We start from the raw sequence: 24,328 nt of genomic DNA, 5'->3' as shown, positions 1-24,328 counted from the left end.
TTAATTTTCCGGGGAAAATATAGGATATAATAGAACAGTATTATTAGGATAAAGGTGGATAACAATGCAAAGCATTATCAATTGGCTGCCGCAAAAATTAAAGCGGCGGCTTCCAGACCTAGATTTATGGGTCGTTTTTCCATACGTGTTGCTAAGTATTTTTGGGATCATTATGGTATATTCGGCCAGTGCAGACTACTATATTCAAAATGGGATTAGCGCTAAAAGCTATTTGCTGAAGCAGGCGGTGTGGGTAGCCGTTGGATTTGTGATTACCTTGCTAGTCTTTTTGATGAACAAAAAAGTTTTTCGAAACAAGAAAATTTTGATGTTCGCATTTGTGGTACTATTTTTGGCGTCAATATACTTAATTTTCTTTGGGCCTAACACTAACGGAGCCACTGGTTGGATTTATATTGGTTCGTTTGGGATTCAGCCGGCTGAGTACTTAAAACTGTTCATCATTCTTTACTTAGCTAATATCTTGTCGTTGCACCAGCACCGCATGGAATTAGGTGACGAGATTTCAGCGAAGACGACCTGGAGCCCGGCCGTTATTGTATTCGGACTAATCGTATTAAACTTTTTGGAACACGATTTAGGGGGTTCCACAATTAACGCAGCGATTGCAATTGTGCTATTCTTGGCAGCCGGGAAAAATTATCGGCAAAGTGTTGCAATAATTTTTGCGGGTTTGGCAGTCTTTTTTGGGTTGTTGACGACGGTAGCTTCTAAAATTGACGTCAACACCTCCAATTACATGCTGCAAAGGTTGGTCGGCTTTGCACACCCGTTTGAGCTATCCAAAGGAGCCGGAAACCAATTAGTTAATTCTTATTACGCGCTCGGTAATGGTGGGATATTTGGCGTTGGCTTAGGAAATAGTATCCAGAAAAAAGGATACTTGCCAGAAGCAAATACCGACTTCATCATGTCCGTGGTAGCTGAAGAGTTAGGGTTAATTATGGTGATTATCATTATTTCGGTGCTCTTCGTGATTATTTTCCGGGCAATTATCTTAGGTACCAAGTCAAATCGGATGTACGATACGTTAATTTGCTACGGAATTGCGACTTATTTAGTAGTTCAAACCTTTTTCAACGTTGGTGGAATTACCGGCTTGATCCCGATTACGGGGGTAACTTTTCCCTTTATTAGCTACGGGGGGTCGAGTATGATTGTTTTATCTGCCACCATTGGCGTTTTGTTAAATATTAGTGCTTCACAAAAAAGAAGCCAAAGAATAGAGCAAAGGGAAGCAAAATAAATGGAGATAACTGAACGGCAAAGCATCGTAATTTTCTTTAGTCACCTAAAAAAAGTTACGGCTTTGAAGAAGCTAGGGGATATTAATTATTTGTCCAAAGAGATGCATTACTTGATTTTGTATGTTAACCGAGCTGACGCAGCGGAAACGCTGAAAAAAATTCGCAGTTTTAATTTTGTGCGTACGGCGTATATTTCACCACGCGCTGATTTGCGAGTCAACTACGATGAGGACTATACGATAACAGAGGAAGATGAACAATGAGAATTATTTCTGGTGATTTTGGCGGCCGACGGTTAAAGGCGGTCCCCGGAATGAAAACCCGGCCCACGACTGATAAAATTAAGGAAAATGTATTTAACATTATCGGGCCATATTTTACCGGTGGCGCCGTTTTAGACATGTATGCTGGTAGCGGCGGGCTCGCTATCGAGGCGGTCTCGCGGGGCATGGAACAAGCAACCTTGATCGATAAACAAATGGCGGCAATTAAGACTATTCGGGATAATGTACAGGTAACGAAACATCCGGAGCAGTTTCAGATAATTAAGGGTGATACCAAAAAGGTGATTCATAATTTAGCGAAGCAGGCGGTATCGTATAACATGGTCTTTTTTGACCCGCCATACGCATTGCAAACCATCGCCCAAGATATTGTGTCCCTGATGGAGCTAGATTTACTTGCTAAAGACGTCACCATTGTCTGTGAAACTAGTGAAGAAGTCGAATTGCCCGACCAAATTGGCTGGTTAGCTAAAACACGCGAGCAACGTTACGGTATTACTAAGATTGTTATCTACAAGGCGGGTAGCTAGATAAAATATTTTAAGTAAGGAAGCAAAACATAATGACGAAGGCACTTTATGCGGGAAGTTTTGACCCGGTTACTAACGGACACGTGGACTTGATTCGCCGTGCTGCGCGAATCTTTGACGAACTGGTGGTAGTGGTCGCTATTAATACCAATAAGCAGCCGTTATTTTCTCCTCAAGAGCGGGTTAACTTGTTGACGATGGCGATGCAGGACTTGGAGAACGTGAGCTTTACCACGTCTAAAGGGTTGACGGTGGATACTTTTAAAGAATTAAATGCGGACGTTTTGGTACGTGGCGTTCGGAACGCCGCCGACCTTGATTTTGAGACACAAGTCGCACAAATGAACCAATTTTTGGCTGAACAAGTTGAAACCGTCTTTTTGCCAGCTGATCCTAAATGGAACTTTACCTCTTCGAGTTTAATTAAAGAAGTGGTGAAAATGGGTGGTAGCATCCACGGGTTAGTACCGGAAGCAGTGGAGCTACAGCTTAAAAGTCGACTAAAAAATAAATAAACTAAAGACTGGAAGAAATTCCGGTCTTTTTTTGTATATATAGTTGAGGAGGGGTGAAAATGTGGGAAGAAATTTGGGAAAAATACCAAAAACCGATTATAATAGGAAGCATCTTGATGGCGGCTATTTTGTTAGTTGTTAGTTTGCTACGGCCGAAGAATAATGTGCAGTCCCCACAAGAAAGCTCAGAAGTGATGATGGCGGGTTCAGAAGCTCAATCTAGCTCTGTAACTAGCAGCCCTTCGACTGATAGTGTTCAAAAATCAGCTAGGAAGCAGAAGTTAATGGTGGACGTAAAGGGTGCGGTTAAAAAACCGGGAGTTTATGAAGTAAAACCGGGGATGCGGGTCGTCGACGGAATTGAACTGGCTGGCGGATTGACTGAATCTGCGGACCGCAAAAACATTAATATGGCTTTACAATTAAGTGACCAACAGGTAGTGTACATACCCATTAAAGGAGAAATTAAGGACTTTGACCCTAAGCAGTTAATGGGAACCGCTGGCAATGCTGGAAATGAAAGCCTGGCAAGTTCTTCATCGGCTGGTGAGTTAGTAAACATCAATACGGCTGATAAAAATGCTTTGTTAACGTTAAACGGGATTGGAGATAAAAAGGCGGATCAGATTATTAGCTATCGGGAAAAACAGGGTGGCTTTAAAACCATCGATGATTTAAAGCAGGTTCAAGGAATTGGTGATAAAATTTTTGCAGGTTTAAAGGATTCAATTACGGTTTAAAAAGGATGGTTAAAATGGATAAAAGAATTGATTGGGACCAATATTTCATGACACAGGCACTATTATTATCGCTACGGAGCACATGCAAACGGCTTTCTGTAGGAGCAATTATTGTCCGCGACCGGCGCGTAATTGCTGGAGGATATAACGGATCGGTTAGCGGCGACGTGCATTGCTTAGACGAAGGATGTTACTTAGTTGATGGTCATTGCGTGCGGACAATTCATGCTGAAATGAACGCGGTGTTGCAATGCTCTAAATTTGGCGTGGCAACTGACGGAGCGGAGATTTACGTTACCGACTTTCCGTGTCTGCAATGTACCAAAATGCTTTTACAAACGGGCATTGTGAAAATTAATTATTTACGAAACTATAATAACGACCCTTATGCAGTAGCACTTTTGAAACGTAAAAATGTTGCCGTTAAGCAAATTAAGTTTACGGACGAAGATTTAGCTAAAATCGATGTCAAAACTTTATTAAAGGATGGAAAGTAGTAGTTCTTTAATTTGGGCAACGGTGACGATCTTTTTGCTGGCGGGATATGTTTTTACTCGTTCAATAGTTTTTTTAGTATTGCTATTTGTTTGGTTTGGCCGGGTTTGTTGGTTGCGGCAGCTTTTCCCAGTGGTACAAGTTGTGACGTTGGGATTGCTTTTTGGGTGGCATTTTAGTCACGTGAGTCATTTTATCGGGCAACATCAGAAAAGTTATGAAAATGTACGGATAATCTTAAACGTGCACCCTGATGAGGTCAAAATTCGAGAAGACGGGATCAGCATCCGAGCGTTTAATAATAGTTTTGATCACCAAGGAGTTCAGGCTTTTATCCCACTGGAGTCTCCCAAATTACAGCAAAGCTTCCAAAATAATTCGCAAGATTTACAACTAGAAGTTGCGGGAAATCTGGGGCCGTTAGCGCAACCAACCAACGTGAACCAATTTGATTTTCGCCGCATTATGTACGGTAAAAAGGTTTACTATAACTTAAACAAGACGCAGCTGATCAATGTTCGACAACTCCCCTTAAAGAGTTACCAAGCATGGATGCACCACTGGCGGAAGAAGTTATTAGACCGCTGTCAGCAGTTTGCAGAACCGTTGCGTAGTTATTGCGCGGGAATCATTTTGGGCGAGCAGACCGATTTTCTAAAAGAAAATAGTGAAAAACTGCGTAATTTAGGGATTATTCACTTATTTTGTATTTCGGGATTACACGTTTTTTACTTCATCAGGTTGATTGAAAAAATAGGAATCTTGTTGCGAATTGATCGGGAAACTTTGTTTACCATACAAATGGTGGTTTTACCGGTTTATTTCGTGCTTGGAGGGGGAAGTACAAGCCTTTTTCGGGCAGTCACGCTAGTTTTAATTAAGCTGGTGGCACAACGACTACGGTTGAATTTTAGGGGTGGCGTAGAGGCTTGGTGCATAGTTTTATTGATTAATCTATGGCTGAATCCATTCGTGCTGCTTCAAATGGGTGGTCAGCTAAGTTACTTGCTATCTCTAGTTTTGATTAGTCAAAGTACCACTAGCAGTTTAAAAATTTCATTTAAACTATTTTTGGTAGAAATACCGATTATCCTTTTTTCGATGTACAAAATCCACCTTTTGACGGTTCTTTTTAATTTACTATGCGTACCGCTTTTTTCAAGCTTAGTGATCCCGGCTGTTTTAATAGCTTTTTGTTTCCCGCTCACTGCCAGCGTGATTAATCAGGTGATTATCGGGGTAGAGTGGGGATTGCAACGGTTAGATCAGCTTCCGGGACTTTTACTAATCGGAAAGCCTAGTCGCTGGTTGGTGATGTTTCTTTTAGTGATTGCACTTAAAATTGTATCCACGGATGCACAGATCCTGAAGAAACGACTTTTTAAAGTTTATTGGTTAACTTGGATAGCGACGGGAGTTTATTTTCGTTTACTGCCTTTTGGAGAGGTTACGTTCTTTGACGTCGGTCAAGGAGACAGTATTTTAATTCGGGAGCCTTTTAACCGATCGGTAACCATGGTGGACACGGGTGGTAAGTTACGGTTTGGCTCCCGGCAAAAGCAGACCTCTACAATTGCTAAGAATAGTTCAATTAATTATTTACAAAGCATTGGCATTAGTAAGATTGATACACTTTGTTTGACCCACCAAGACGTTGACCATATTGGAGAAGCAAAGGCGGTTTTGCAAAATTTAAAGGTCCAACAGCTGCTCTTTCCCGCCGGGGTAGAAAAAACGGATAACTTCCGTTACCAAATTTTGCCCTATCTCCACCAAACCCGGATCGTTGAGGTATTAAAAGATGCTCAAGTTTCCCGACTACCGCTGCAAATTTTATATCCGGAACGGCCGGGGAAGGGTGCAAACGAAGATTCTTTAGTGCTGGAAGGTAATTTTGGCGGAAAAAGAATTTTATTGACTGGTGATTTAGATATTAGTGGTGAACAGAAACTACTACAAAATCCAGAATTGGTTGGTAAGGTGGATATTTTTAAATTGGGACACCATGGCAGCAAGACTGCTAATTCGCCTGAATTGTTATCCGCAATTTCCCCTAAATTAGCGGTCGTTTCGGCGGGACGAAATAACCGGTACGGTCATCCAAATGCGGAAGTGATTGAGCGCCTGCAACGGTTACGAATTCCGGTCGTTTCTACCCAAGATTACGGGATGATTTCTTATAGATATTTTTTCAATGGTATGGGAAGATGGAAGGTAGGAATTGATAAAAAAGGAAGCATTGTTCAATGAAACTTACTGATTTAAAAAAGGATGTTGCTAAAGGTAACCTTCAGCCAATCTATTTGATTGAAGGGCCGGATAACTACATTCAAAACGCAGCCAAAAAAATACTAACCGCGCTAATCCCAGAAGACCAGCAAGTGATGAATGTTGGAACGTACGACTTAGAAAATACCGATTTAGGCTTGTTATTAGACGATGCGCAATCCTCGCCATTTTTTGGGGACTATCGGCTGGTGATTGCTAATAATCCGGTTTTTCTAACTGGTGAAAAAACTAAAGTTAAGTTTAATTTGGACGGCTTAATTAATTACTTGAAGCAACCCGAACCCACGACTATTTTAGTGTTTGCTGCTAAATATGAGAAATTGGATGGCCGGAAAAAAATCGTCAAAGATTTGAAAAAGCAGGCCACCGTTATTGACGCTAACCCGCCTAAAGAGGCTGATACTCGGCAGTTAATTCAACAGTTTGTTAACGAGCGTCAAATTCAAATTGCCAGCCCGGCAGTCGAAGAATTGATTTTACGAACGGGAAATAATTTAGCGCAAGTGATTAATGAATTGGAAAAATTGACCGTTTACGCAGCGGATTCGAAGCACATTGACCTAGAGGCGGTACAAAAACTCGTTCCCAAAAGTCTGACCCAAAATGTTTTTGATTTGATTAAGGTGTTGATGAAGGGGGATGTGCGACAGTCGATTGCAGACTATTCCGTCTTGTTGCTTAACCAAGAACAACCATTGCGAATTAACGCCGCCTTAGTTAGTCAATTTCGGTTACTCTTACAGGTTAAAATTTTAACGGAACGGGGATTTTCTCAAGGTAAACTTGCTCAAGAATTAAAGGCCCATCCGTACCGAATTAAATTAGCTATGCAGGCGGTGCGCCAATTTGATATGGCTAGCCTCAAACGTGCTTTTCTCGGATTGCTTGATTTAGAAGAGCAATTAAAAACAACCCAAAGACCCCCACAGGAACTCTTTGAGTTGTTTCTAGTTAAAATTAAAAATGGATGGCAATAAAAAAACACCGGATCACCGGTGCTTTTTTATTTAGCAAGCATTTTTGCTAAGCGAGACTTCTTACGTCCAGCGTTGTTAGCCTTGATAAGACCCTTTGTTTTAGCACGGTCAATACGGCTGTAAGCTGTGTTTAAAAGTTCATTAGCGTTTTCAGCGTTGTTCTTAGCAGCAATTTCAAATGCTTTGATGCTGGTACGCATTGCGCTCAATTGCGAACGGTTGCGAGCAGCAGCTTTTTCGTTTGTACGAACACGTTTCATTGCAGATTTGATAACTGGCATATTATTCACCTCCAGAGTATGCTTAATACAACAGTAGTATTATACAGAAAGTACGTTATTAATGCAATGCTCGAATAAACTTGAAAAAAGTTTTGAGTTTCGGTAAACTAGGATGTGCTTATAAAAGCAAACCCATTACTTAGTCTATCGATCTGCCGACGATTTACTCAGTCTTGGGCAATTTAAAGAATGAGGTGGATAAAATGGCAATTTCACAAGCAAAGAAGAACGAAATTATTGCAAAATACGCTCGTCACGAAGGCGATACAGGTTCTGCAGAAGTACAAATCGCAGTTTTGACAGCAGACATTAACGAAATCAACGAACACATCCGTGTTCACCGGAAAGACTTCCATTCACAACGTGGATTGATGAAGAAGATCGGTCATCGTCGTAACTTACTTGCTTACCTACGTAAGACAGACGTACAACGTTACCGTGAATTAATCAAGAGTCTTGGCCTTCGTCGTTAAGATTGGTCAGATAAAGCCCTCTGCATCTCGATGCGGGGCTTTTTTGTTTACCCTAGAAAAATACGAGGGAGTTCTGCTTAATAATTAAGTTGACTTAATCAGCTGGTTAATAAATTATTGAAATCCTAAAATAGTTAGTTAAATTGGAGCAGTCTCCGGAGCGCGAGACTGCTTTTTATTTGGAAGCGAAAAGTAAATTTTTAAATAAAAAACCTCCTAATTGCTAAATGAGCGGCATTAAAAATGGGGGGATGGGTTTGTTTTACTAATGTGTTAACGGCAGACCAAGCACTGGCCGTGGTCAATTTAGAGAAATTTGTTAGATAAATTTTGCCGTATAGATAAAGTGAACGCCAAAGTCTTCCTGCGTGCTTTTTGTTTTTAACAATTAATCTATGCTAAAATTAAAGCAGTATATAAATTGTGCGGAAACTAAAGAATATTTAATGTAGGTGAAAAAATGAGTGATGTTATAAAAATCATTCCGTTTGGCGGCGTTCGCGAAAACGGAAAAAATATGTATGCAGTTGAAATCCATAATGATATTTATATTTTGGATTGTGGGCTTAAGTACCCAGAAAACGAGTTGTTGGGAATTGACATAGTAATTCCGGATTTCTCGTATCTAGTTGAAAATAAAGACCGAATTGTCGGGGTGTTCTTGACCCACGGCCATGCGGATGCCATTGGAGCATTACCTTACTTTTTAAAGGAAATTGAGGTGCCGGTATTCGGTTCGGAAATGACAATTGCGTTGGCAAAAATTACGGTCAATGATGACCCCGACTTACGCAAATTTAAAAACTTCCACGTGGTGGACGAGAAGAAGGAGATTGATTTTGGGGACGTGACGGTCTCGTTTTTCAAAACTACGCATACCATTCCAGATTCATTAGGAATCGTCTTGGATTGTGATGAAGGACGAATCGTATACACCGGAGACTTCAAGTTTGATCAAACCGCTACAGATGGATACGCGACTGATTTTGGACGGTTAGCCCAAATTGGTACTAAGAAGGTAATTGCGTTATTGAGTGATTCAGCTAACGCAGAAAACTTTGAACGGCCTTCTAACGAAACCGAAATTGCAGCAAGCATCGCTGAAATCATCAAGTATCACGAAGGCCGGGTAGTGGTCGCTTCCGTAGCATCGAATATTTTACGAATTCAGCAAGTAATCGACGCGGCTGTTCAGTCGGGACGCAAAGTTGTTTTGACGGGTCACGATTTAGAAAAAATCGTTAATACGGCGATTAAATTGAATAAGATTAATATTCCAGACGATGACTTAATCGTTCCGTTAAATAAACTTGATAAGCTTGCTCCAGAAGAAACCATCGTTTTAGAAACGGGTAAGTTAGGCGAGCCAATCAAAGCCTTACAAAAAATGGCTTCTCGTCGTCGAGGAAAATTACGAATTGAGCAGGGTGATTTAGTTTTAATTGCTACCAACCCTTCCCACGCAATGGAAACAACCTTTGCGAAGACTAAGGATATGCTCTACCGGGCAGGGGCCGAAGTTAAGTCGATTTCTGACCGCGCTAATGCAAACGGCCACGCAAGTCGTAACGATTTACAGTTGATGCTGAATTTAATTAAGCCCCAGTTTTTGATTCCAATTCAGGGGGAGTACCGATTGTTGGCGGCTCACCAAGAGCTAGCTGAACAGGTTGGAATGAAACCAGAACAAATTTTCATCGTCAATAAAGGTGACGTTTTAGAGTACCAGGATGGTGAAATGTTCCATGGTAAGGGTATTGAAGTTGGCAATACAATGATCGATGGAATCGGGGTCGGTGACATTGGTAACATTGTGCTAAGGGACCGGAAAATCCTTTCTGAAGATGGAGTGTTTGTTGCGGTAGTTACCATTGACCGGAAGAAGAAAATTATTATTAAGGAACCTAAGATCACTTCAAAAGGGTTTGTGTATGTTAAAGCAAGCGGTGACCTAATTGAAGAAAGTTCTAAACTAGTTAAGAAAACCGTGCAAGCTAACTTAGATAACAAAGAATTTGATTGGGGACATTTGAAACAAGATGTCCGCGACAAATTAGGTAAGTACCTTTACGACCAAACTAAGCGGCGTCCGGTAATTTTGCCAGTGATTATGGAAGTTAATCAGCACCATAAAAAAGCTAAAAAGGTTAGTAAGAAAAAATAATGAAGGAAATTGATGAACAACTCACCCAGGCTAAAGAACTCTGGGATGATGGTAAACAAGCCCAAGCGATCCAAATTTTGGAAGAACTTGACGAAAAGACGCCTACCACTCAGGTTGCGGAATTATTAAACCATTTTTACGTTGCTAATCAACAATATTCTGAAGCATTACAATTGGTCGCAAATCAGTCGGCCAATTTTTTGCATCATCCGAGAGTTTTTACGGATTATTTAGGGGCGTTAATTGCTACTAATAATTTCATTGTGGCGTGGAAAACTTTAGCGTCAGCCGATCAGCAGATGAAAACACCGGCGATGGTGACGCGCCTCGAAGAAGCCGAAGTCCGCTATCAGGAAGATTTTCCGCAAAGCGTGCGGGCCGATGAACGCCATTTTTATCATCTCGGTGATCGTCAATTAGCGGATCAGATAAAAGCAATTAAGCAAGCATACCACTTGCCACAAAAAAACTATATTCGGGCAGCAAGTTTTAACTTAGTGGACCCGTACTTAAACCAACTTACCCGCGTTTCAATTCTAAAAGACCTGGTCGATTTACGGGTTGAACGCGAATTAGATTTTATTTGGCTTAACGAAAAAAGCTATCGGGTGGTTCCAGCCCAAATTGATGTCAGTCGTTTACGTAAAGAACTTATGCGATTAATTGAACAAAGTGCAGATCCGGTTCAGGCAGAGTTATTGATTCAGCAAGCGGGGCTAATGTACGATTTAGCATTTCCTTTTCCAGAGCGGGTTTTTGCTACGGCTACGGGATGGCTGGCAGCATTGCAAGCCCAGTTTCTGGCTGGAAAAGAGGTGAAACAATTTCACAACTTAAACAAAATCATGAATAGTATTATGGCTAGTTAATAAAAAAGCCAAATAATTATAATATTTTAGTTTACAAAATAAAGGCGATTATTATACAATACTAGAGGATTCTCTGAGGGTGCTTTGCCTTTCGTGGAGGATGTAGTATAATATTTTTTAAAGGATCCAGTTATTCATTTGAATGCTGAGTGATTCTTACGACATACAGGAGGTTCGTATTAATGGCAAAAGAACATTACGAAAGAACAAAACCCCATGTAAATATTGGTACAATTGGCCACGTTGACCATGGGAAGACTACTTTGACAGCTGCTATTACAAAAGTGTTGTCAGAAAAGGGATTAGCTCAAGCTTCAGATTACGCTGATATTGATGCTGCTCCTGAAGAAAAGGAACGTGGGATTACAATCAACACAGCTCACGTTGAATACGAAACAGAAAAGCGTCACTACGCTCATATTGACGCCCCAGGACATGCTGACTACGTTAAGAACATGATCACTGGTGCTGCTCAAATGGATGGTGCTATCTTGGTTGTTGCTGCAACTGATGGTCCTATGCCACAAACTCGTGAACACATTCTTCTTGCTCACCAAGTTGGTGTTGACTACATCGTTGTATTCTTGAACAAGACTGACCTTGTTGATGACGACGAATTGGTTGACCTTGTTGAAATGGAAGTTCGTGAACTTCTATCTGAATATGATTTCCCTGGTGACGATGTTCCTGTTCTCCGCGGTTCAGCTTTGAAGGCTCTTGAAGGCGACCCAGAACAAGAAAAAGTTATCATGGAACTTATGGACACAATTGATGAATACATTCCAACACCAGAACGTTCAACTGACAAGCCATTCTTGATGCCTGTTGAAGATGTATTTACGATCACTGGTCGTGGTACAGTTGCTTCAGGTCGTATCGACCGTGGTGAAGTTAAAGTTGGTGACGAAGTAGAAATCATCGGTCTTAAGGATGACGTTAAGAAGACTACAATTACTGGTCTTGAAATGTTCCGTAAGACTCTTGACGTTGGTGAAGCCGGCGATAACGTTGGTGCACTTCTACGTGGTATCAACCGTGACGAAGTTGTTCGTGGTCAAGTATTGGCTGCTCCTGGCTCAATCCAAACTCACAAGAAGTTCAAGGGTGAAGTTTATGTTCTATCAAAAGAAGAAGGTGGACGTCATACTCCATTCTTCTCAAACTACCGCCCACAATTCTACTTCCATACAACTGACGTAACAGGTGTTATCGAATTACCTGACAACGTTGAAATGGTTATGCCTGGTGATAACGTTACATTTACTGTAGAACTTATCGAACCAGTTGCTATTGAAAAAGGTACTAAGTTCACTGTTCGTGAAGGTGGACACACTGTTGGTGCCGGTGTTGTATCAGAAATCGACGACTAATATTTACATTAGTCCCGCGAAAAACCCGCTATTTGCGGGTTTTTTTGTTATATTCATATTTACTTTTTGAATTATATACGTTAAGATTATAAGCGTATGCAATCCAGAATTGTAATGAAATAAATCATTTGTCGGAGGGAACACAATGACTGCAAAGTGGGAAAAAACAGGTACTAACGAAGGTAAATTAACTTTCGAAGTTGGTACTGATATGATTAAAGAAGGCGTTGATAAAGCATTTCAACGTACTAAGAAGAGTTTAAATGTTCCAGGATTCCGTAAGGGACATGTACCACGCCAAATTTTTAACAAACTTTATGGTGAAGAAGCTTTATACCAAGATGCTTTAAACATCGTATTACCAGATGCTTATTCAGCAGCAATTAAGGAAGCTGGTATTGAACCAGTTGACCAACCACAAGTTGACGTTGAAAAGCTTGAAAAGGGCGAACCTTGGGTATTGAGCGCGATTGTTACCGTTAAGCCAGAAGTTAAGCTTGGCGAATACAAGGGCGTTAAGGTAATCAAGCAAAGTACTCGCGTAACTTCAAAAGAAGTTGACGAAGAAATTGAAAAGAAACGTGAACAACAAGCTGAATTAGTCTTAAAAGAAGGCAAACCAGCTGAAAAGGGCGACACAGTGACTATCGACTTTGATGGTTCAATTGACGGCGTACCTTTTGATGGCGGTAAGGCCACTAACTATGACTTAGAACTTGGTTCAAACTCCTTTATCCCAGGTTTTGAAGATCAATTAATTGGTCACAACACGGATGACGACGTTGACGTTAAGGTAACCTTCCCAGAAGATTACCAAGCCGAAGAACTTCAAGGTAAGGAAGCGCTATTCAAGGTTAAGATTCATGAAATCAAGACTAAGGAACTTCCAGAACTTGACGACGAATTCGCTAAGGACGTTGATGAAGACGTAGATTCACTTGAAGAATTGAAAGCTAAAACTAAGGACCAAATCAAGGAACGTAAGATTCAAGCAGCTGACGAAGCTAAGGAAAGCGAAGCAATCCAAGAAGCCGTTGACAATGCTGAAATCAAAGAAATTCCTGAAGCAATGCTTCGTGAAGACGTTGACCGTCAAGTTAACCAATATCTTGCAAACATGCAACAACAAGGTATTAGCCCAGACATGTACTTCCAATTAACTGGTTCATCAGAAGACCAACTTCGCCAACAACTTAGTGAAGGTGCTGAAAACCGGGTTAAGACAACCTTAGTTCTTGAAGCAATCGTTGAAGCTGAAAAGATCGATCCTTCTGACGAAGAATTGGATGCTGAATACAAGAGCTTAGCTGAACAATACAACATGGAAGAAAAAGCAGTTCGCTCTGCATTGACTGCTGACATGGTTAAACATGATGTAGCAATTAAGCAAGCTGTTGACTTGATTAAGGATTCTGCAATTGAAGAACCTAAGTCAAAAGCTAAGAAGAGTGCTAAGAAATAATTGAATTTTTTAAAGTAGGAAGTAACCAAGTTGGCTACGAATTGTCCACCGGTAATTTAAAGAGTTAACGGTGGTACTAGAGAGGTTGGAAAAGGTAATTTTCCAGCCTCTTTCTACTTATTTAGGATAAATGCGCCATCAGCTAGCAAAACGTTTAAATTGGCGTATCCTTAGGGATTCTGCTATGATGGTTGTATAAATATTTGAGAGGTGACAGGATTGTATGATGATCAACAGACATCTGACCAAATTGCTTGCTCTTTTTGTGGTAAAACGCAAGATCAAGTAAAAAAGATTATTGCTGGTCCAGATGTATATATCTGTAATGAATGTGTTGACCTATGTAAAGAAATCATTGACGAAGAACTTGCTTCGGAAAAGAAACCCACTGAAATCACTAACATCCCGACTCCTGCGGAAATTGTTGATTACCTCGACCAATACGTAATTGGTCAAGAAGAGGCTAAAAAGACGTTATCCGTAGCGGTATATAACCACTATAAACGGATTAACAAAATGGCCCAGGCGGATGCTAAGGATGATGGTCCTGAATTACAAAAAAGTAATATCAGTTTAATTGGGCCAACTGGTTCCGGTAAAACTTTCTTGGCTCAAAGTTTGGCTAAAATCTTGAACGTGCCGTTTGCAATCGCGGATGCGACTACCTTAACTGAAGCAGGGTACGTGGGAGAAGATGTTGAGAACATCTTGCTCAAGCTTTTGCAAAATGCCGATTATGACGTTGAAGCAGCCGAACACGGGATTATCTACATCGATGAAATTGATAAAATCGCTAAGAAGAGCGAAAATGTTTCAATTACCCGGGATGTTTCGGGTGAAGGTGTCCAACAAGCTTTACTAAAGATTTTGGAAGGCACGATTGCTAACGTTCCTCCTCAAGGTGGACGGAAGCATCCGCAACAAGAATTCATTCAAATTAACACTACCAACATCTTATTCATTGTCGGGGGTGCGTTTGACGGAATTGAAACAATCGTAAAGAATCGCTTAGGCGATAAGACGATTGGGTTTGGAACGAATGCAAGCACTTCGTTAGATGAAAGTAAGAGCTTGATGCAACAAGTAATCCCTGAAGACTTGTTAAAATTTGGTTTGATTCCCGAATTTATCGGTCGTTTACCAATTTTAACTGCTTTAGAAAAATTAACTGAAGAAGACTTAGTCCGGATTTTAACCGAGCCTAAGAACGCCTTAGTTAAGCAATATAAAGCCTTGCTTGCCCTTGATGGGGTTGAATTGAAGTTTACCCCGCAAGCTTTGCACGCGATTGCTGAACAAGCAATCAGCCGAAATACGGGGGCGCGGGGACTGCGGTCGATTATTGAAAACGTGATGCGGGACATCATGTTTGAAATTCCGTCCCGAGATAACGTTGCTAAAGTTACGGTTAACAAGAAAACGGTGGTTGACGGCGTAGAACCAGAAGTGGAACTAACCAACGAACAAGCATCGTAATTTCAAAAATTGGAACTAGGTGAATTACTTAAGCCTGGTTCTTTTTTTTGAATCCGTGTTATGATTAAAGGCGGAATTGGAAGGTGGGAATTTAATGGAAGTCCATAATGTAGAGTTACAAATTAGTGCTGTAAAGCCTGAACAGTATCCCGAACAAGGCTACCCTGAAATTGCCTTGGTAGGGCGTTCTAACGTGGGAAAATCTTCGTTGACCAACACGTTGATCAACCGGAAGTCGTACGCGCGGACGTCTTCACAACCAGGAAAGACACAGACACTAAATTTCTACCGGGTCGAAGATCAACTCTTTTTTGTTGACGTACCCGGATACGGATATGCAAAAGTATCCCAAAAGGAACGGGAAAAATGGGGTCGGATGATTGAGAAATATTTGACTTCTCGCAAGGAACTTAAGGGAGTAATTTCACTGGTGGATGCTCGGCATGATCCAACTGATGATGATATTTCCATGTATCAATACTTACGCTACTATGATATTCCGGTATTAGTGGTTGCTACTAAGAGTGATAAAATTGCCCGCGGAAAATGGAACCAGCATGAAAGCCGGATAAAAAAAGTCCTTAATTTTGATCAGCAAGACGCGTTTCAAATGTTTTCTGCGCAAACTAAGTTTGGCAAGGACGCAATTTGGCAATGGATTGAAGATAGGATGGGTGATTAGAAATGGAATTTAACGAGTATCAAAAGAAAGCTAATAAAACCCTTTTAGGCAATGAACAAGTATTAACGAATTGTGCTTTGGGGCTAGCGGGTGAAAGCGGCCAGGTAGTTAATTTAGTTAAAAACTATACTTTCCGGGGCGCGGATTTAGATAAAGAACAGTTAACCAAGGAAATGGGCGACGTACTTTGGTATTTATCTCAAGTCGCACAGTGGGCGGACATTCCTTTTGAAGAGGTTGCCCAAAAAAACATTAAAGACTTAGCAAAACGGTACCCGCACAGCTTTAAATAAAAAATAAAAAACCATCGTTACCAATGGCCTCGTGAAATGAAGCAAGTTGGTAACGATGGTTATTTTTTTTGTCCTTTTTTGTCTTTATCTTTAGCTAAAAATTTATCTTTCTTCTTTTTTTCTTCAGCGGTGGTTGCCGGATTAGTAAATTGCCCCAGCATTTTTTCTAAATCGGTCGTTCTTTTTACGGTTAATCCCATTTGATAATCACTCCCTTGCGCATATCATACCAAAAATATTAGTAATTGTCAGAAATATACATTTCCATAACTAATATTCAGATTATTATGAATAATAATTCAAAATAACGCAATCAGTCTTCCGCAGTTAGTATTCATAGTGTATATTAATAAACATTACATGAATAAGGAGATTGCGATGAGAAAAGAGAAGACATTTTTTAATTGGTTATTCATTATATTTTCATTATGTTTGATTAGTACGGGAGTTGACATAGCGGACACGGTGCACGCTACGACGAAAGACCCCACTTATCAACGAATTAGAGAGCGGGGATATATCGTTTTGGGAACGAGCCCAGATTACGCGCCTTATGAGTTTCAAACTTCTAGTAATGGAAAAAGTAAGGACGTGGGAATGGATATCAGCGTTGCTAAAGATATTGCCCATGATCTAGGAGTAAAACTAAAAATTAAAAACATGGATTTTGATTCCTTACTAGTAGGATTACAAACTGGCAAGGTTGATATGGTTCTTTCGGGAATGAATCCTAGTGCAGCTCGGCGGAAATCGGTTGATTTTTCTAACGTTTATTATCAAGGTGGTCAAAGTATTATTATCAATCAAAAGGACGGGCATTTATTTAAGGATAAAAACTCGTTTCATCAACGGAAGGTGGCTGCCCAAACGGGGTCAATCCAATATAACCTCGCCAAAAAGCAAATTAAGGGGGCTTCGGTAAGGGGGATTGAGAAGGGAACTGATTTGATTTTGGCCTTGCAAACTAATAAAGTCGATGGAATCGTAATGGAAAAGCCCACCGCGGAGGCCTACGCCGCAAATAACCGGGGATTAAAGATTCTCAACGCCCATTTTAAATTGAATGATGACGAAACTAGCACGGCAGTAGCCTTACCTAAGGGCTCTCCAGTTTTAAAAGCTAAAATTAACCAGACCATTGCGCGGATAAAAAAGCAAAAACGGTTACCAGAATACTTAAAAACGGCGGGAACTTATTTAAAAGGCAATACTGTAGATACCTCCATGATCCATTATTGGAAGTACTTTGCTCTTGGAGTGGGATACACGATCTTAATTTCGTTAGTGGGCGTTTGTTTTGGTTCAATAATCGGAGCACTGCTAGCCTTAATGCGCTTAAGTCGACACACGAGCCTGCGGGCAATCGCGTTGGCTTATGTAGAATTTGTTCGGGGAACTCCGCTAATGGTGCAACTGATGTTGGTTTACTTTGGTCTGGGAATTGTGGTGAATTTACCGGCGCTGACTGCTGGGATGATCGCAGTTTCCTTAAATAGTGCGGCTTACGTTGCCGAAGTGATTCGGGGAGGAATTAATTCGGTTGATGAAGGACAGGTCGAAGCTGCCCAAAGTTTAGGACTAAATTATCAAGACCGGTTGCGTTTCGTAGTTTTACCACAGGCCTTAAAAAATATTTGGCCAGCGCTTGGCAATGAATTTATTTCCCTAATCAAGGAAAGTTCGATTGTTTCCATTATTGGGGTGACGGACCTAATTTACCAGTTAAAAATTGTCCAATCAGATACTTATCGGGGCGTTGCACCAATTTTAGTAGCGATGGTCCTTTACTTCGTTTTAACTTTCTCGCTATCGCGGTTATTAAAATTTTACGAAGGGAAGTTTAACTAATGACGAAAACTATTTTTAAGATTGAAAACTTAACTAAATCGTTTGCGCAGAACGTGATTTTAAAAGACGTTTCGGCGGAGGTGAAGGAAGGTGAGGTGATTAGTGTGATTGGCCCTTCGGGAGCCGGGAAAAGCACTTTCTTGCGTTGTTTAACCTTGTTAGAAAGGCCAACTGCGGGCGCGGTGGTTTTTGAAGGACGGAACCTAGTAGAAAAAAGCTTACGTGAAATTGAAGAAGTGCGGCAAAAGGTGGGCATGGTTTTTCAAAACTTTAATTTATTTCCTAACCTTACGGTGTTGGAAAATATCACATTAGCACCACGACGGGTAAAGGAAATTCCTGAAGAAGAAGCCCGGGGCCAGGCTCAAAAACTGCTAGAAAAGGTGGGCTTGGCAGATAAAGCGGATGCGTACCCGGGAAATCTGTCAGGCGGACAAAAGCAACGGGTTGCCATCGCTCGCGCGTTAGCGATGGAACCGGCTGTAATGTTATTCGATGAACCCACTTCGGCGTTAGATCCGGAAATGGTTGGCGAAGTTTTAACAGTTATGCGGGATTTAGCCCAATCCGGTATGACAATGGTAGTGGTTACTCACGAAATGCAATTTGCTAAATCGGTCTCGGACCAGATTTGGTTTATGGATGCAGCTAATATTCAAGAAAAGGGAACTCCCGATAGCTTTTTTGCTCAGCCACAAACTAGCCGGGCCCAGGATTTTCTCTCGAAAATTAATTTGCAATAAACTAATTGACTTGGCTAATTTTAAAACCCCCAAAGTGATTTTTGCGATTAACGGTGGGGGTTTTACTATGTAATGGGAATGGTTCCTTTTGATTGATAATTATGGTTAAATCAGAGTATAATGTTATGAGTTACGAGTAATTATGTAAACTAGGAGGCAGTGATTTGGCGTCAGAGCATATTGAGCATAAATTGGCTTTGTTACCGGACAAACCCGGCTGTTACCAGATGAAAAATTTGAATAGTCAAATTATTTACGTCGGTAAGGCGAAGAATCTAAAAAACCGGGTGCGCTCGTACTTTAAAAGCAGTCATGAAGGTAAAACGGCTAAATTAGTAAGTGAAATTGCTGATTTCGACTACATCGTCACCGCCAGTGATAAGGAAGCATTTTTACTAGAAATTACGTTAATCAAGAAGTACCAGCCCTATTACAACATCAAGTTGAAAAAGGGAACCGGATATCCTTACATTAAAATTACAAATGAAAAGGATCCGCGGATGCAAATTGTTTCTAACGTCCGGCGTGATGGGGGATACTACTTTGGACCGTACCCGAATGTTTACGCAGCTGAAGAAACGCTTCATTTTTTAGAAAAGGTTTATCCCTTACGGCGTTGTAATGGATATCAAGGGCGGCCCTGTCTGTATTACCACATGGGGCAATGCCTGGGGGCCTGCTTTAAAGAGGTTCCTAAAGAAGAATATGACCAACAGATTGCTAAAATTAAGTCCTTTTTGCGAGGGAACGTTGCTAAAGTTAAAAAGTCGTTGCAGGCAAAAATGCAGCAAGCTTCTGAGGCAATGGAATTCGAACGGGCAGCTGAAATTAGGGATCAGATTCACTACATTGAAGTTACCGTTGAAAAACAGCGGATCATTTCTAACGACCGCACCCCCCGGGACCTGTTCAACTTTTATTTGGATAAGGGATGGTTATCCATTCAGATTTTCTTCATCCGTCAATCCCGGTTGATGAAGCGCGAGAAACGGTTGTTTCCAATTGCTTCGGATGTGGCTGACGAATTTTCTTCGTTCATTTTACAATTTTACAATAATAAAAATAAAGTGTTGCCTAATGAAATTTTGGTGCCAGAAGGATTGGACAATCAAATTATTAGCGAAATTTTAGGAGTGCCGGTCCGTACGCCTAAACGAGGGGAAAAGCGGGACTTAATGAATTTGGCTCGCGAGAATGCCCAAATTACGTTAGAAGAAAAGTTCCGTTTGTTAGAGCTTGACGAAAGCAAAACCGTGGGAGCCATGAAGGAAATTACCGATGCCCTGGGAATCCCCGAGGGACACCGGATCGAGGCTTTTGACCATTCACATATTCAAGGAGCCGATTTAGTTTCGGCGATGGTGGTCTTTACCGACGGCAAACCCGACAAGAAGATGTATCGCAAGTTTAAGCTGAATACTGTTGATCACGCGGATGAAGCTGCCAGTACCCGGGAGGTAATTCGGCGTCGGTATGTTAGACTATTAAAGGAACACCAATCGCTGCCTGATTTGATTTTAATGGATGGCGGAGATGTACAGTTAAATGCCGCGCGCGATGTGCTGGTGAATGAGCTTAGTTTGCACATTCCGGTTGCTGGAATGGTAAAGAATGATAAGCATAAAACCGCAGATTTAATCTTTGGTGATCAAGACCAGCGGGTGCAGCTTGACCCTAAGAGTCAGGGATTTTACCTAGTCCAACGGATTCAAGACGAAGTGCACCGGTTTGCGATTACTTTCCACCGGCAAATGCACGCCAAAAACTCGTTATCATCACAACTAGATTCGATTAACGGGGTTGGACCAAAAACACGTAACAAACTTTTACGGGAATTTGGGTCACTGAATAAGATTCGGGACGCTAAAATTGAAGAAATCGAAGCATTGGGAATCTCTGCGAAGGTTGCTAAAACGATTAAAATCTCGCTAAGTGCGGTGAAGCGGTGACTAACGGTTAACGCAGTTAAAAAAGATTAGGAGAAAAACATGTTTGTAGATCAAGTTAAAATAAATATTAAGGCCGGTAACGGGGGAAACGGAATCGTTGCCTTTCGGCGTGAAAAGTACGTTCCTAACGGTGGACCTGCCGGTGGCGATGGGGGTCGCGGCGGAGACGTAATCTTAAAGGTTGATCCGGGTTTGCGCACCTTAATGGATTTCCGTTACCGCCACAAGTTTAAGGCCGAATCCGGGAAAAACGGGATGAATAAGCAAATGACCGGACGGAGTGCTGAAGATTTAGTAATTATGGTTCCTGGTGGGACAATCGTTCGGGATTTAACTACTGGCCGAGTAATCGGGGATTTAACAGAAAATGGTCAAGAACTAGTAGTTGCCAAAGGTGGCCGCGGCGGTCGGGGCAATATGCATTTTGCTAACCCACGGAATCCGGCGCCAGAAATTGCCGAAAATGGTGAACCAGGTGAAGAACTGGAATTGCAATTAGAATTGAAAGTTTTGGCAGACGTTGGATTGCTTGGATTTCCGTCAGTGGGCAAATCAACGCTGTTATCAGTAGTTACTAGTGCAAAACCTAAGATCGCTGAATACCACTTTACTACCTTAGTACCTAACTTAGGGATGGTTCAGTTAGATGACGGACGTGACTTTGTTATTGCTGATATTCCAGGACTAATTGAAGGAGCTTCTCAGGGCGTGGGGCTCGGGTTTGAATTCCTACGACACGTAGAACGAACTCGGGTGTTGCTTCACCTGGTAGATATGAGTGGGCTTACCGAAGCAGATCCGTTTACTAATTTTGAACAGATTAACGCGGAGCTAGAAAAATACAACCCCGATTTAATTAAGCGGCGGCAAATTATTGTGCCAACCAAGATGGATTTACCGGGTGCGGACGAGCAATTAGCCGAATTCGAGAAAAAGGTTCGGGCCGATGAACGTTACCGTGATTTTGAGATCTTCCCAATTTCTTCGATTACGCATGAAGGCCTTAGCAAGCTGATTTCTCGGACAGCCGATGTCTTAGAATCGACGCCTCAGCCAACGGTAGTTAAGGATAATTCAGCCGATTCGACCGATAAGACCTACGAATTTAACGCGGACAAGGACTTTGAAATCGACAACGAAGACGGTGTCTGGGTAATTAAGGGAGCTAAAATTGAAAAGCTCTTTAAGATGACGGATACCACCCATGACGAAAGTTTGTTGCGCTTTGCACGGCAAATGCGAGGAATGGGAATCGATGATGAACTACGGCGCTTAGGTGCTCGAAATGGGGACAGTGTACAGATTTTAGACTTTGTATTTGAATTTGTAGAATAGCAAAAATCAGTGATTGAATACCATCACAAATTAACAAAACATTTGTGCGGGGTTAATCACTGATTTTTCACTTGAGAATTAAAAATTGTTTACGCAGGTAATAGCCAAAGAGGGGACTGGTTAGTCCGCTTGTGGGATTTACCAGCCAAAGCTTGGCTTGAGGCTGAGCCAACCGGGTTTGGACGCGTAATTGGCCTAAGGTTAAGCCGGAATGACTTGACGGTCGGTTAGCCACGTGCAGTAAAATGGTTTGACCGTCATTGGTGAGGGTTAGCTTGGTGATTATGGAAACGGCCTTTTGTTGTTCGCCCTTGAGAATCAGATTGGAATGAAGTTCCACGGTGGATTTGATAAAGTTACTTAAATTCATTAGTGAAACCCTCCTCAATATTCTTTAAGCGGTTCTGCTAAAATAAGAATAGCTTAAAAGAAAAATGGATGCTAGTGATACAATTAAATTAAGTAAAAAATGGATGTTAAGGCAGTGTATAGGTGAAAGTATGCAACTTGAATTTTTAGGAACGGGTGCGGGAAGCCCCGGTCGTTTTAGAAACGTCACGAGTGTGGCATTGAAATTATTAGATGAAAGTAACGAAGTTTGGCTATTTGACTGTGGAGAAGCAACTCAACACCAAATTTTAAAAACTAATATCCGTCCGCGAAAGATTGACAAAATTTTTATTAGCCATTTGCATGGAGACCATATTTTTGGATTGCCTGGTTTTTTGAGTAGTCGCTCAAATCAAGGTGGCGATTCTGAATTAACCATTTATGGGCCAGCGGGGATTAAGGACTTTGTGATGACGGCGCTACGGATTTCGGAAACTAAACTGGCTTATCGCATCCGGTTTGTCGAAATTACGAAGGGCGGCAAGCTCTTTGAAGATGCGAACTACGTTGTAGAAGTTGCTGAACTAGATCACCGGATTAAAAGCTATGGATTCCGGGTTCGCGAAAAGGACCATCCCGGAGAACTATTGGTGGATAAGCTAAAGGAAATGGCAATTCCTGCTGGACCGATTTACGGGGAAATTAAGCAGGGTAAACAGGTTACTTTACCGGACGGAAAAGTAATTGATGGCAAAGATTTCATCGGCAAGCCGCAACCTGGTCGGGTAGTCACCATTCTTGGTGATACGCGTCAGACGGCCAATATTGAAAAATTAGCTTATCACGCGGACGTTTTGGTGCACGAAAGTACGTTTGGCAAGCAGGAGGGTAGTTTGGCAAGGAAATATTACCATTCGACCAATATGCAAGCCGCCCGAATTGCTCAAAAGTGTCGGGTAAAAAAACTATTGTTAACGCACATTTCTGCTCGTTACACTGGTAAACTCGCTAAACAGCTAGAAAAAGATGCTTGTACAATTTTTGCCAATACTAAAGTGGTTCAAGATTTTGATGAAATTGACGTTCCACTTCCGTAAAGGCCTGAGGTGGCCTATTTGGTAGGAAGTTAGGAAAAATAAAGGAGGATGATCTTTGATGAAAACTGCGGTAATTACGGGTGCTGGAAGTGGTTTGGGCCGGCAAATTGCGATTTTGAACTGCCCTTATTACGATAACTTGGTCCTTTTAGGGCGAAATTCAGATAGGTTGAAGCAAACTGCGCAGGACTGTTTCAAATGTGGCGCCCGGCAAGTATTTACGTTATCTTGTGATTTAACCCAAGAAGCGCAAATCGAAGCAACGGGACGTTGGATTCGTAGCCATTTAGGCTCTGTGGACCTGTTGGTTAATAATGCTGGATTAGGTTATTTTAAAACGTTGTTGAATCAAGATTTTTCCGAAATTGACCGAACGTTGAGCACTGATTTAGCGGGAACCATTAAGCTAACGCGGGCGTTGCTACCGCTGATGGTTGACCACGTTGGTGAGGCGGCAGACATCGTTAACGTTGCCTCGATTGCTGGAAAAGTTGCTACCGCTAAGACCACCACTTATGCTGCGGCGAAGTTTGGACTGGTGGGCTTTTCGAACGCGTTACGCTTAGAATTAAAACGGCGAAACGTGCGGGTGCACACGATTAATCCGGGTCCAATGGATACTAACTTTTTTAACATTGCTGATCCAAGCGGTAAGTATCTTAAAGGTGTGCAAAACTTCGTCATTAGTTCTGACCGGGTTGCGTGGCTAACTCGTAGAGCAATTGAACAAAATCTGCGCGAAGTAAACGTTCCTAAGGTAATGGCTTTAGGAGCAATATTTTATCAAATCTTTCCGCGTTTAGGTGACGGACTGGTTAACAGTCCAATCATTAACCGGAAATAACTGGAGTATGTTAC

General features: G+C 41.5%; 25 protein-coding genes. 22 read left to right on the top strand and 3 right to left on the bottom strand.

Annotated features, from left to right (window positions below; translation table 11 throughout):
* Positions 1–64 precede the first annotated feature (64 nt).
* From HMPREF0623_RS03000 to holA, 8 genes are read left to right on the top strand one after another with little or no spacing between them, the layout of a single operon-like run.
* Positions 65–1,267 (top strand): FtsW/RodA/SpoVE family cell cycle protein, encoded by a 1,203-nt coding sequence (locus tag HMPREF0623_RS03000; RefSeq protein ID WP_004165973.1) that lies wholly within the window; start codon positions 65–67, stop codon positions 1,265–1,267.
* Positions 1,268–1,531, top strand: a complete 264-nt coding sequence (locus HMPREF0623_RS02995) for a YlbG family protein (protein ID WP_002830479.1) — start codon at positions 1,268–1,270, stop codon at positions 1,529–1,531.
* Positions 1,528–2,082, top strand: a complete 555-nt coding sequence (gene rsmD / locus HMPREF0623_RS02990; protein ID WP_002831958.1) for a 16S rRNA (guanine(966)-N(2))-methyltransferase RsmD — start codon at positions 1,528–1,530, stop codon at positions 2,080–2,082. Before HMPREF0623_RS02995 ends, rsmD begins: the two co-directional genes overlap by 4 nt.
* A gap of 32 nt (positions 2,083–2,114) precedes the next feature.
* Complete coding sequence (gene coaD / locus HMPREF0623_RS02985) at positions 2,115–2,597, top strand: pantetheine-phosphate adenylyltransferase (protein ID WP_002831957.1); 483 nt, start codon at positions 2,115–2,117, stop codon at positions 2,595–2,597.
* 59 nt (positions 2,598–2,656) lie between these two features.
* Positions 2,657–3,337: a helix-hairpin-helix domain-containing protein gene (locus HMPREF0623_RS02980; RefSeq protein ID WP_004165972.1), complete on the top strand. Its 681-nt coding sequence runs from the start codon at positions 2,657–2,659 to the stop codon at positions 3,335–3,337.
* A gap of 14 nt (positions 3,338–3,351) precedes the next feature.
* Entirely contained in the window at positions 3,352–3,834 is a 483-nt protein-coding gene (locus tag HMPREF0623_RS02975; protein ID WP_002830474.1) for a ComE operon protein 2, read from the top strand.
* Entirely contained in the window at positions 3,824–6,082 is a 2,259-nt protein-coding gene (locus HMPREF0623_RS02970) for a DNA internalization-related competence protein ComEC/Rec2 (protein ID WP_004165970.1), read from the top strand. The genes HMPREF0623_RS02975 and HMPREF0623_RS02970 overlap by 11 nt, the downstream gene beginning before the upstream one ends.
* Entirely contained in the window at positions 6,079–7,098 is a 1,020-nt protein-coding gene (holA, locus tag HMPREF0623_RS02965; RefSeq protein WP_004165968.1) for a DNA polymerase III subunit delta, read from the top strand. The genes HMPREF0623_RS02970 and holA overlap by 4 nt, the downstream gene beginning before the upstream one ends.
* Before the next feature lie 26 nt (positions 7,099–7,124).
* Here the strand turns inward: holA and rpsT are convergent, their stop codons facing one another.
* Positions 7,125–7,379 (bottom strand): 30S ribosomal protein S20, encoded by a 255-nt coding sequence (gene rpsT, locus HMPREF0623_RS02960; RefSeq protein WP_002830471.1) that lies wholly within the window; start codon positions 7,377–7,379, stop codon positions 7,125–7,127.
* 203 nt (positions 7,380–7,582) lie between these two features.
* Between rpsT and rpsO the strand changes: the two genes are divergently transcribed.
* From rpsO to HMPREF0623_RS02920, 8 genes are all read left to right on the top strand, one after another.
* A complete protein-coding gene (rpsO, locus tag HMPREF0623_RS02955; protein WP_002830470.1) occupies positions 7,583–7,852 on the top strand; it encodes a 30S ribosomal protein S15 in 270 nt (89 codons plus the stop codon).
* A gap of 460 nt (positions 7,853–8,312) precedes the next feature.
* A complete protein-coding gene (locus HMPREF0623_RS02950) occupies positions 8,313–10,016 on the top strand; it encodes a ribonuclease J (protein WP_002831951.1) in 1,704 nt (567 codons plus the stop codon).
* A complete protein-coding gene (locus HMPREF0623_RS02945; protein WP_004165966.1) occupies positions 10,016–10,885 on the top strand; it encodes a hypothetical protein in 870 nt (289 codons plus the stop codon). The genes HMPREF0623_RS02950 and HMPREF0623_RS02945 overlap by 1 nt, the downstream gene beginning before the upstream one ends.
* A 182-nt stretch (positions 10,886–11,067) precedes the next feature.
* Positions 11,068–12,255, top strand: a complete 1,188-nt coding sequence (gene tuf, locus HMPREF0623_RS02940; RefSeq protein WP_002830466.1) for an elongation factor Tu — start codon at positions 11,068–11,070, stop codon at positions 12,253–12,255.
* A gap of 145 nt (positions 12,256–12,400) precedes the next feature.
* Complete coding sequence (tig, locus tag HMPREF0623_RS02935; RefSeq protein WP_004165965.1) at positions 12,401–13,717, top strand: trigger factor; 1,317 nt, start codon at positions 12,401–12,403, stop codon at positions 13,715–13,717.
* A 219-nt stretch (positions 13,718–13,936) separates the two neighbouring features.
* Positions 13,937–15,193: an ATP-dependent Clp protease ATP-binding subunit ClpX gene (clpX, locus tag HMPREF0623_RS02930; protein ID WP_002831947.1), complete on the top strand. Its 1,257-nt coding sequence runs from the start codon at positions 13,937–13,939 to the stop codon at positions 15,191–15,193.
* A gap of 94 nt (positions 15,194–15,287) precedes the next feature.
* Positions 15,288–15,875 carry a ribosome biogenesis GTP-binding protein YihA/YsxC gene (gene yihA, locus HMPREF0623_RS02925; protein ID WP_002830460.1) on the top strand — a complete coding sequence of 196 codons (588 nt, stop codon included), beginning with the start codon at positions 15,288–15,290 and terminating at the stop codon, positions 15,873–15,875.
* Between the two features lie 2 nt (positions 15,876–15,877).
* Positions 15,878–16,168: a nucleoside triphosphate pyrophosphohydrolase family protein gene (locus HMPREF0623_RS02920; RefSeq protein ID WP_002830457.1), complete on the top strand. Its 291-nt coding sequence runs from the start codon at positions 15,878–15,880 to the stop codon at positions 16,166–16,168.
* Between the two features lie 59 nt (positions 16,169–16,227).
* Here HMPREF0623_RS02920 and HMPREF0623_RS09630 read toward each other — a convergent pair whose 3' ends face one another.
* On the bottom strand, positions 16,228–16,368 hold the full coding sequence (locus HMPREF0623_RS09630; RefSeq protein WP_002831946.1) for an SPJ_0845 family protein: 141 nt from the start codon (positions 16,366–16,368) through the stop codon (positions 16,228–16,230).
* A gap of 178 nt (positions 16,369–16,546) precedes the next feature.
* Here HMPREF0623_RS09630 and HMPREF0623_RS02915 point away from each other — a divergent pair, with 178 nt between their 5' ends.
* The 4 genes from HMPREF0623_RS02915 to obgE all read left to right on the top strand — a co-directional run bounded on the left by HMPREF0623_RS02915 (position 16,547) and on the right by obgE (position 22,043).
* The gene (locus HMPREF0623_RS02915; RefSeq protein ID WP_036671242.1) at positions 16,547–18,016 is read left to right on the top strand and encodes an ABC transporter substrate-binding protein/permease; all 1,470 of its coding nucleotides are present in this window, start codon (positions 16,547–16,549) and stop codon (positions 18,014–18,016) included.
* On the top strand, positions 18,016–18,759 hold the full coding sequence (locus tag HMPREF0623_RS02910) for an amino acid ABC transporter ATP-binding protein (RefSeq protein WP_004165962.1): 744 nt from the start codon (positions 18,016–18,018) through the stop codon (positions 18,757–18,759). The genes HMPREF0623_RS02915 and HMPREF0623_RS02910 overlap by 1 nt, the downstream gene beginning before the upstream one ends.
* A gap of 164 nt (positions 18,760–18,923) precedes the next feature.
* On the top strand, positions 18,924–20,708 hold the full coding sequence (gene uvrC, locus HMPREF0623_RS02905) for an excinuclease ABC subunit UvrC (protein ID WP_002831942.1): 1,785 nt from the start codon (positions 18,924–18,926) through the stop codon (positions 20,706–20,708).
* 39 nt (positions 20,709–20,747) lie between these two features.
* Entirely contained in the window at positions 20,748–22,043 is a 1,296-nt protein-coding gene (gene obgE / locus HMPREF0623_RS02900) for a GTPase ObgE (RefSeq protein WP_002831941.1), read from the top strand.
* Between the two features lie 67 nt (positions 22,044–22,110).
* On the opposite strand, the gene HMPREF0623_RS02895 is transcribed toward obgE, so the two are convergent.
* Positions 22,111–22,413, bottom strand: coding sequence for a hypothetical protein (locus tag HMPREF0623_RS02895; protein ID WP_002831940.1), 303 nt, complete (start codon positions 22,411–22,413; stop codon positions 22,111–22,113).
* Positions 22,414–22,543: 130 nt separating this feature from the next.
* On the opposite strand from HMPREF0623_RS02895, the gene rnz reads away from it, so the two are divergent.
* The gene (gene rnz, locus HMPREF0623_RS02890) at positions 22,544–23,470 is read left to right on the top strand and encodes a ribonuclease Z (RefSeq protein WP_002830452.1); all 927 of its coding nucleotides are present in this window, start codon (positions 22,544–22,546) and stop codon (positions 23,468–23,470) included.
* 58 nt (positions 23,471–23,528) lie between these two features.
* On the top strand, positions 23,529–24,314 hold the full coding sequence (locus tag HMPREF0623_RS02885; RefSeq protein ID WP_002831939.1) for an SDR family NAD(P)-dependent oxidoreductase: 786 nt from the start codon (positions 23,529–23,531) through the stop codon (positions 24,312–24,314).
* Positions 24,315–24,328 lie beyond the last annotated feature (14 nt).

The sequence above is a fragment of the Pediococcus acidilactici DSM 20284 genome, from assembly GCF_000146325.1.
Taxonomy (GTDB): domain Bacteria; phylum Bacillota; class Bacilli; order Lactobacillales; family Lactobacillaceae; genus Pediococcus; species Pediococcus acidilactici.
This window is presented reverse-complemented; position numbering and strand designations above follow the sequence as displayed.

Coding starts and splice junctions, on each gene's coding strand:
- HMPREF0623_RS02910 (WP_004165962.1), top strand. CDS start 18,016: ATGACGAAAACTATTTTTAAGATTGAAAACTTAACTAAATCGTTTGCG.
- HMPREF0623_RS02945 (WP_004165966.1), top strand. CDS start 10,016: ATGAAGGAAATTGATGAACAACTCACCCAGGCTAAAGAACTCTGGGAT.
- holA (WP_004165968.1), top strand. CDS start 6,079: ATGAAACTTACTGATTTAAAAAAGGATGTTGCTAAAGGTAACCTTCAG.
- obgE (WP_002831941.1), top strand. CDS start 20,748: ATGTTTGTAGATCAAGTTAAAATAAATATTAAGGCCGGTAACGGGGGA.
- tig (WP_004165965.1), top strand. CDS start 12,401: ATGACTGCAAAGTGGGAAAAAACAGGTACTAACGAAGGTAAATTAACT.
- HMPREF0623_RS02975 (WP_002830474.1), top strand. CDS start 3,352: ATGGATAAAAGAATTGATTGGGACCAATATTTCATGACACAGGCACTA.
- HMPREF0623_RS02980 (WP_004165972.1), top strand. CDS start 2,657: ATGTGGGAAGAAATTTGGGAAAAATACCAAAAACCGATTATAATAGGA.
- HMPREF0623_RS02995 (WP_002830479.1), top strand. CDS start 1,268: ATGGAGATAACTGAACGGCAAAGCATCGTAATTTTCTTTAGTCACCTA.
- rnz (WP_002830452.1), top strand. CDS start 22,544: ATGCAACTTGAATTTTTAGGAACGGGTGCGGGAAGCCCCGGTCGTTTT.
- HMPREF0623_RS02895 (WP_002831940.1), bottom strand. CDS start 22,413: ATGAATTTAAGTAACTTTATCAAATCCACCGTGGAACTTCATTCCAAT.
- rpsO (WP_002830470.1), top strand. CDS start 7,583: ATGGCAATTTCACAAGCAAAGAAGAACGAAATTATTGCAAAATACGCT.
- HMPREF0623_RS02920 (WP_002830457.1), top strand. CDS start 15,878: ATGGAATTTAACGAGTATCAAAAGAAAGCTAATAAAACCCTTTTAGGC.
- rpsT (WP_002830471.1), bottom strand. CDS start 7,379: ATGCCAGTTATCAAATCTGCAATGAAACGTGTTCGTACAAACGAAAAA.
- HMPREF0623_RS02915 (WP_036671242.1), top strand. CDS start 16,547: ATGAGAAAAGAGAAGACATTTTTTAATTGGTTATTCATTATATTTTCA.
- HMPREF0623_RS03000 (WP_004165973.1), top strand. CDS start 65: ATGCAAAGCATTATCAATTGGCTGCCGCAAAAATTAAAGCGGCGGCTT.
- yihA (WP_002830460.1), top strand. CDS start 15,288: ATGGAAGTCCATAATGTAGAGTTACAAATTAGTGCTGTAAAGCCTGAA.
- tuf (WP_002830466.1), top strand. CDS start 11,068: ATGGCAAAAGAACATTACGAAAGAACAAAACCCCATGTAAATATTGGT.
- HMPREF0623_RS09630 (WP_002831946.1), bottom strand. CDS start 16,368: ATGGGATTAACCGTAAAAAGAACGACCGATTTAGAAAAAATGCTGGGG.
- HMPREF0623_RS02885 (WP_002831939.1), top strand. CDS start 23,529: ATGAAAACTGCGGTAATTACGGGTGCTGGAAGTGGTTTGGGCCGGCAA.
- HMPREF0623_RS02970 (WP_004165970.1), top strand. CDS start 3,824: ATGGAAAGTAGTAGTTCTTTAATTTGGGCAACGGTGACGATCTTTTTG.
- HMPREF0623_RS02950 (WP_002831951.1), top strand. CDS start 8,313: ATGAGTGATGTTATAAAAATCATTCCGTTTGGCGGCGTTCGCGAAAAC.
- rsmD (WP_002831958.1), top strand. CDS start 1,528: ATGAGAATTATTTCTGGTGATTTTGGCGGCCGACGGTTAAAGGCGGTC.
- coaD (WP_002831957.1), top strand. CDS start 2,115: ATGACGAAGGCACTTTATGCGGGAAGTTTTGACCCGGTTACTAACGGA.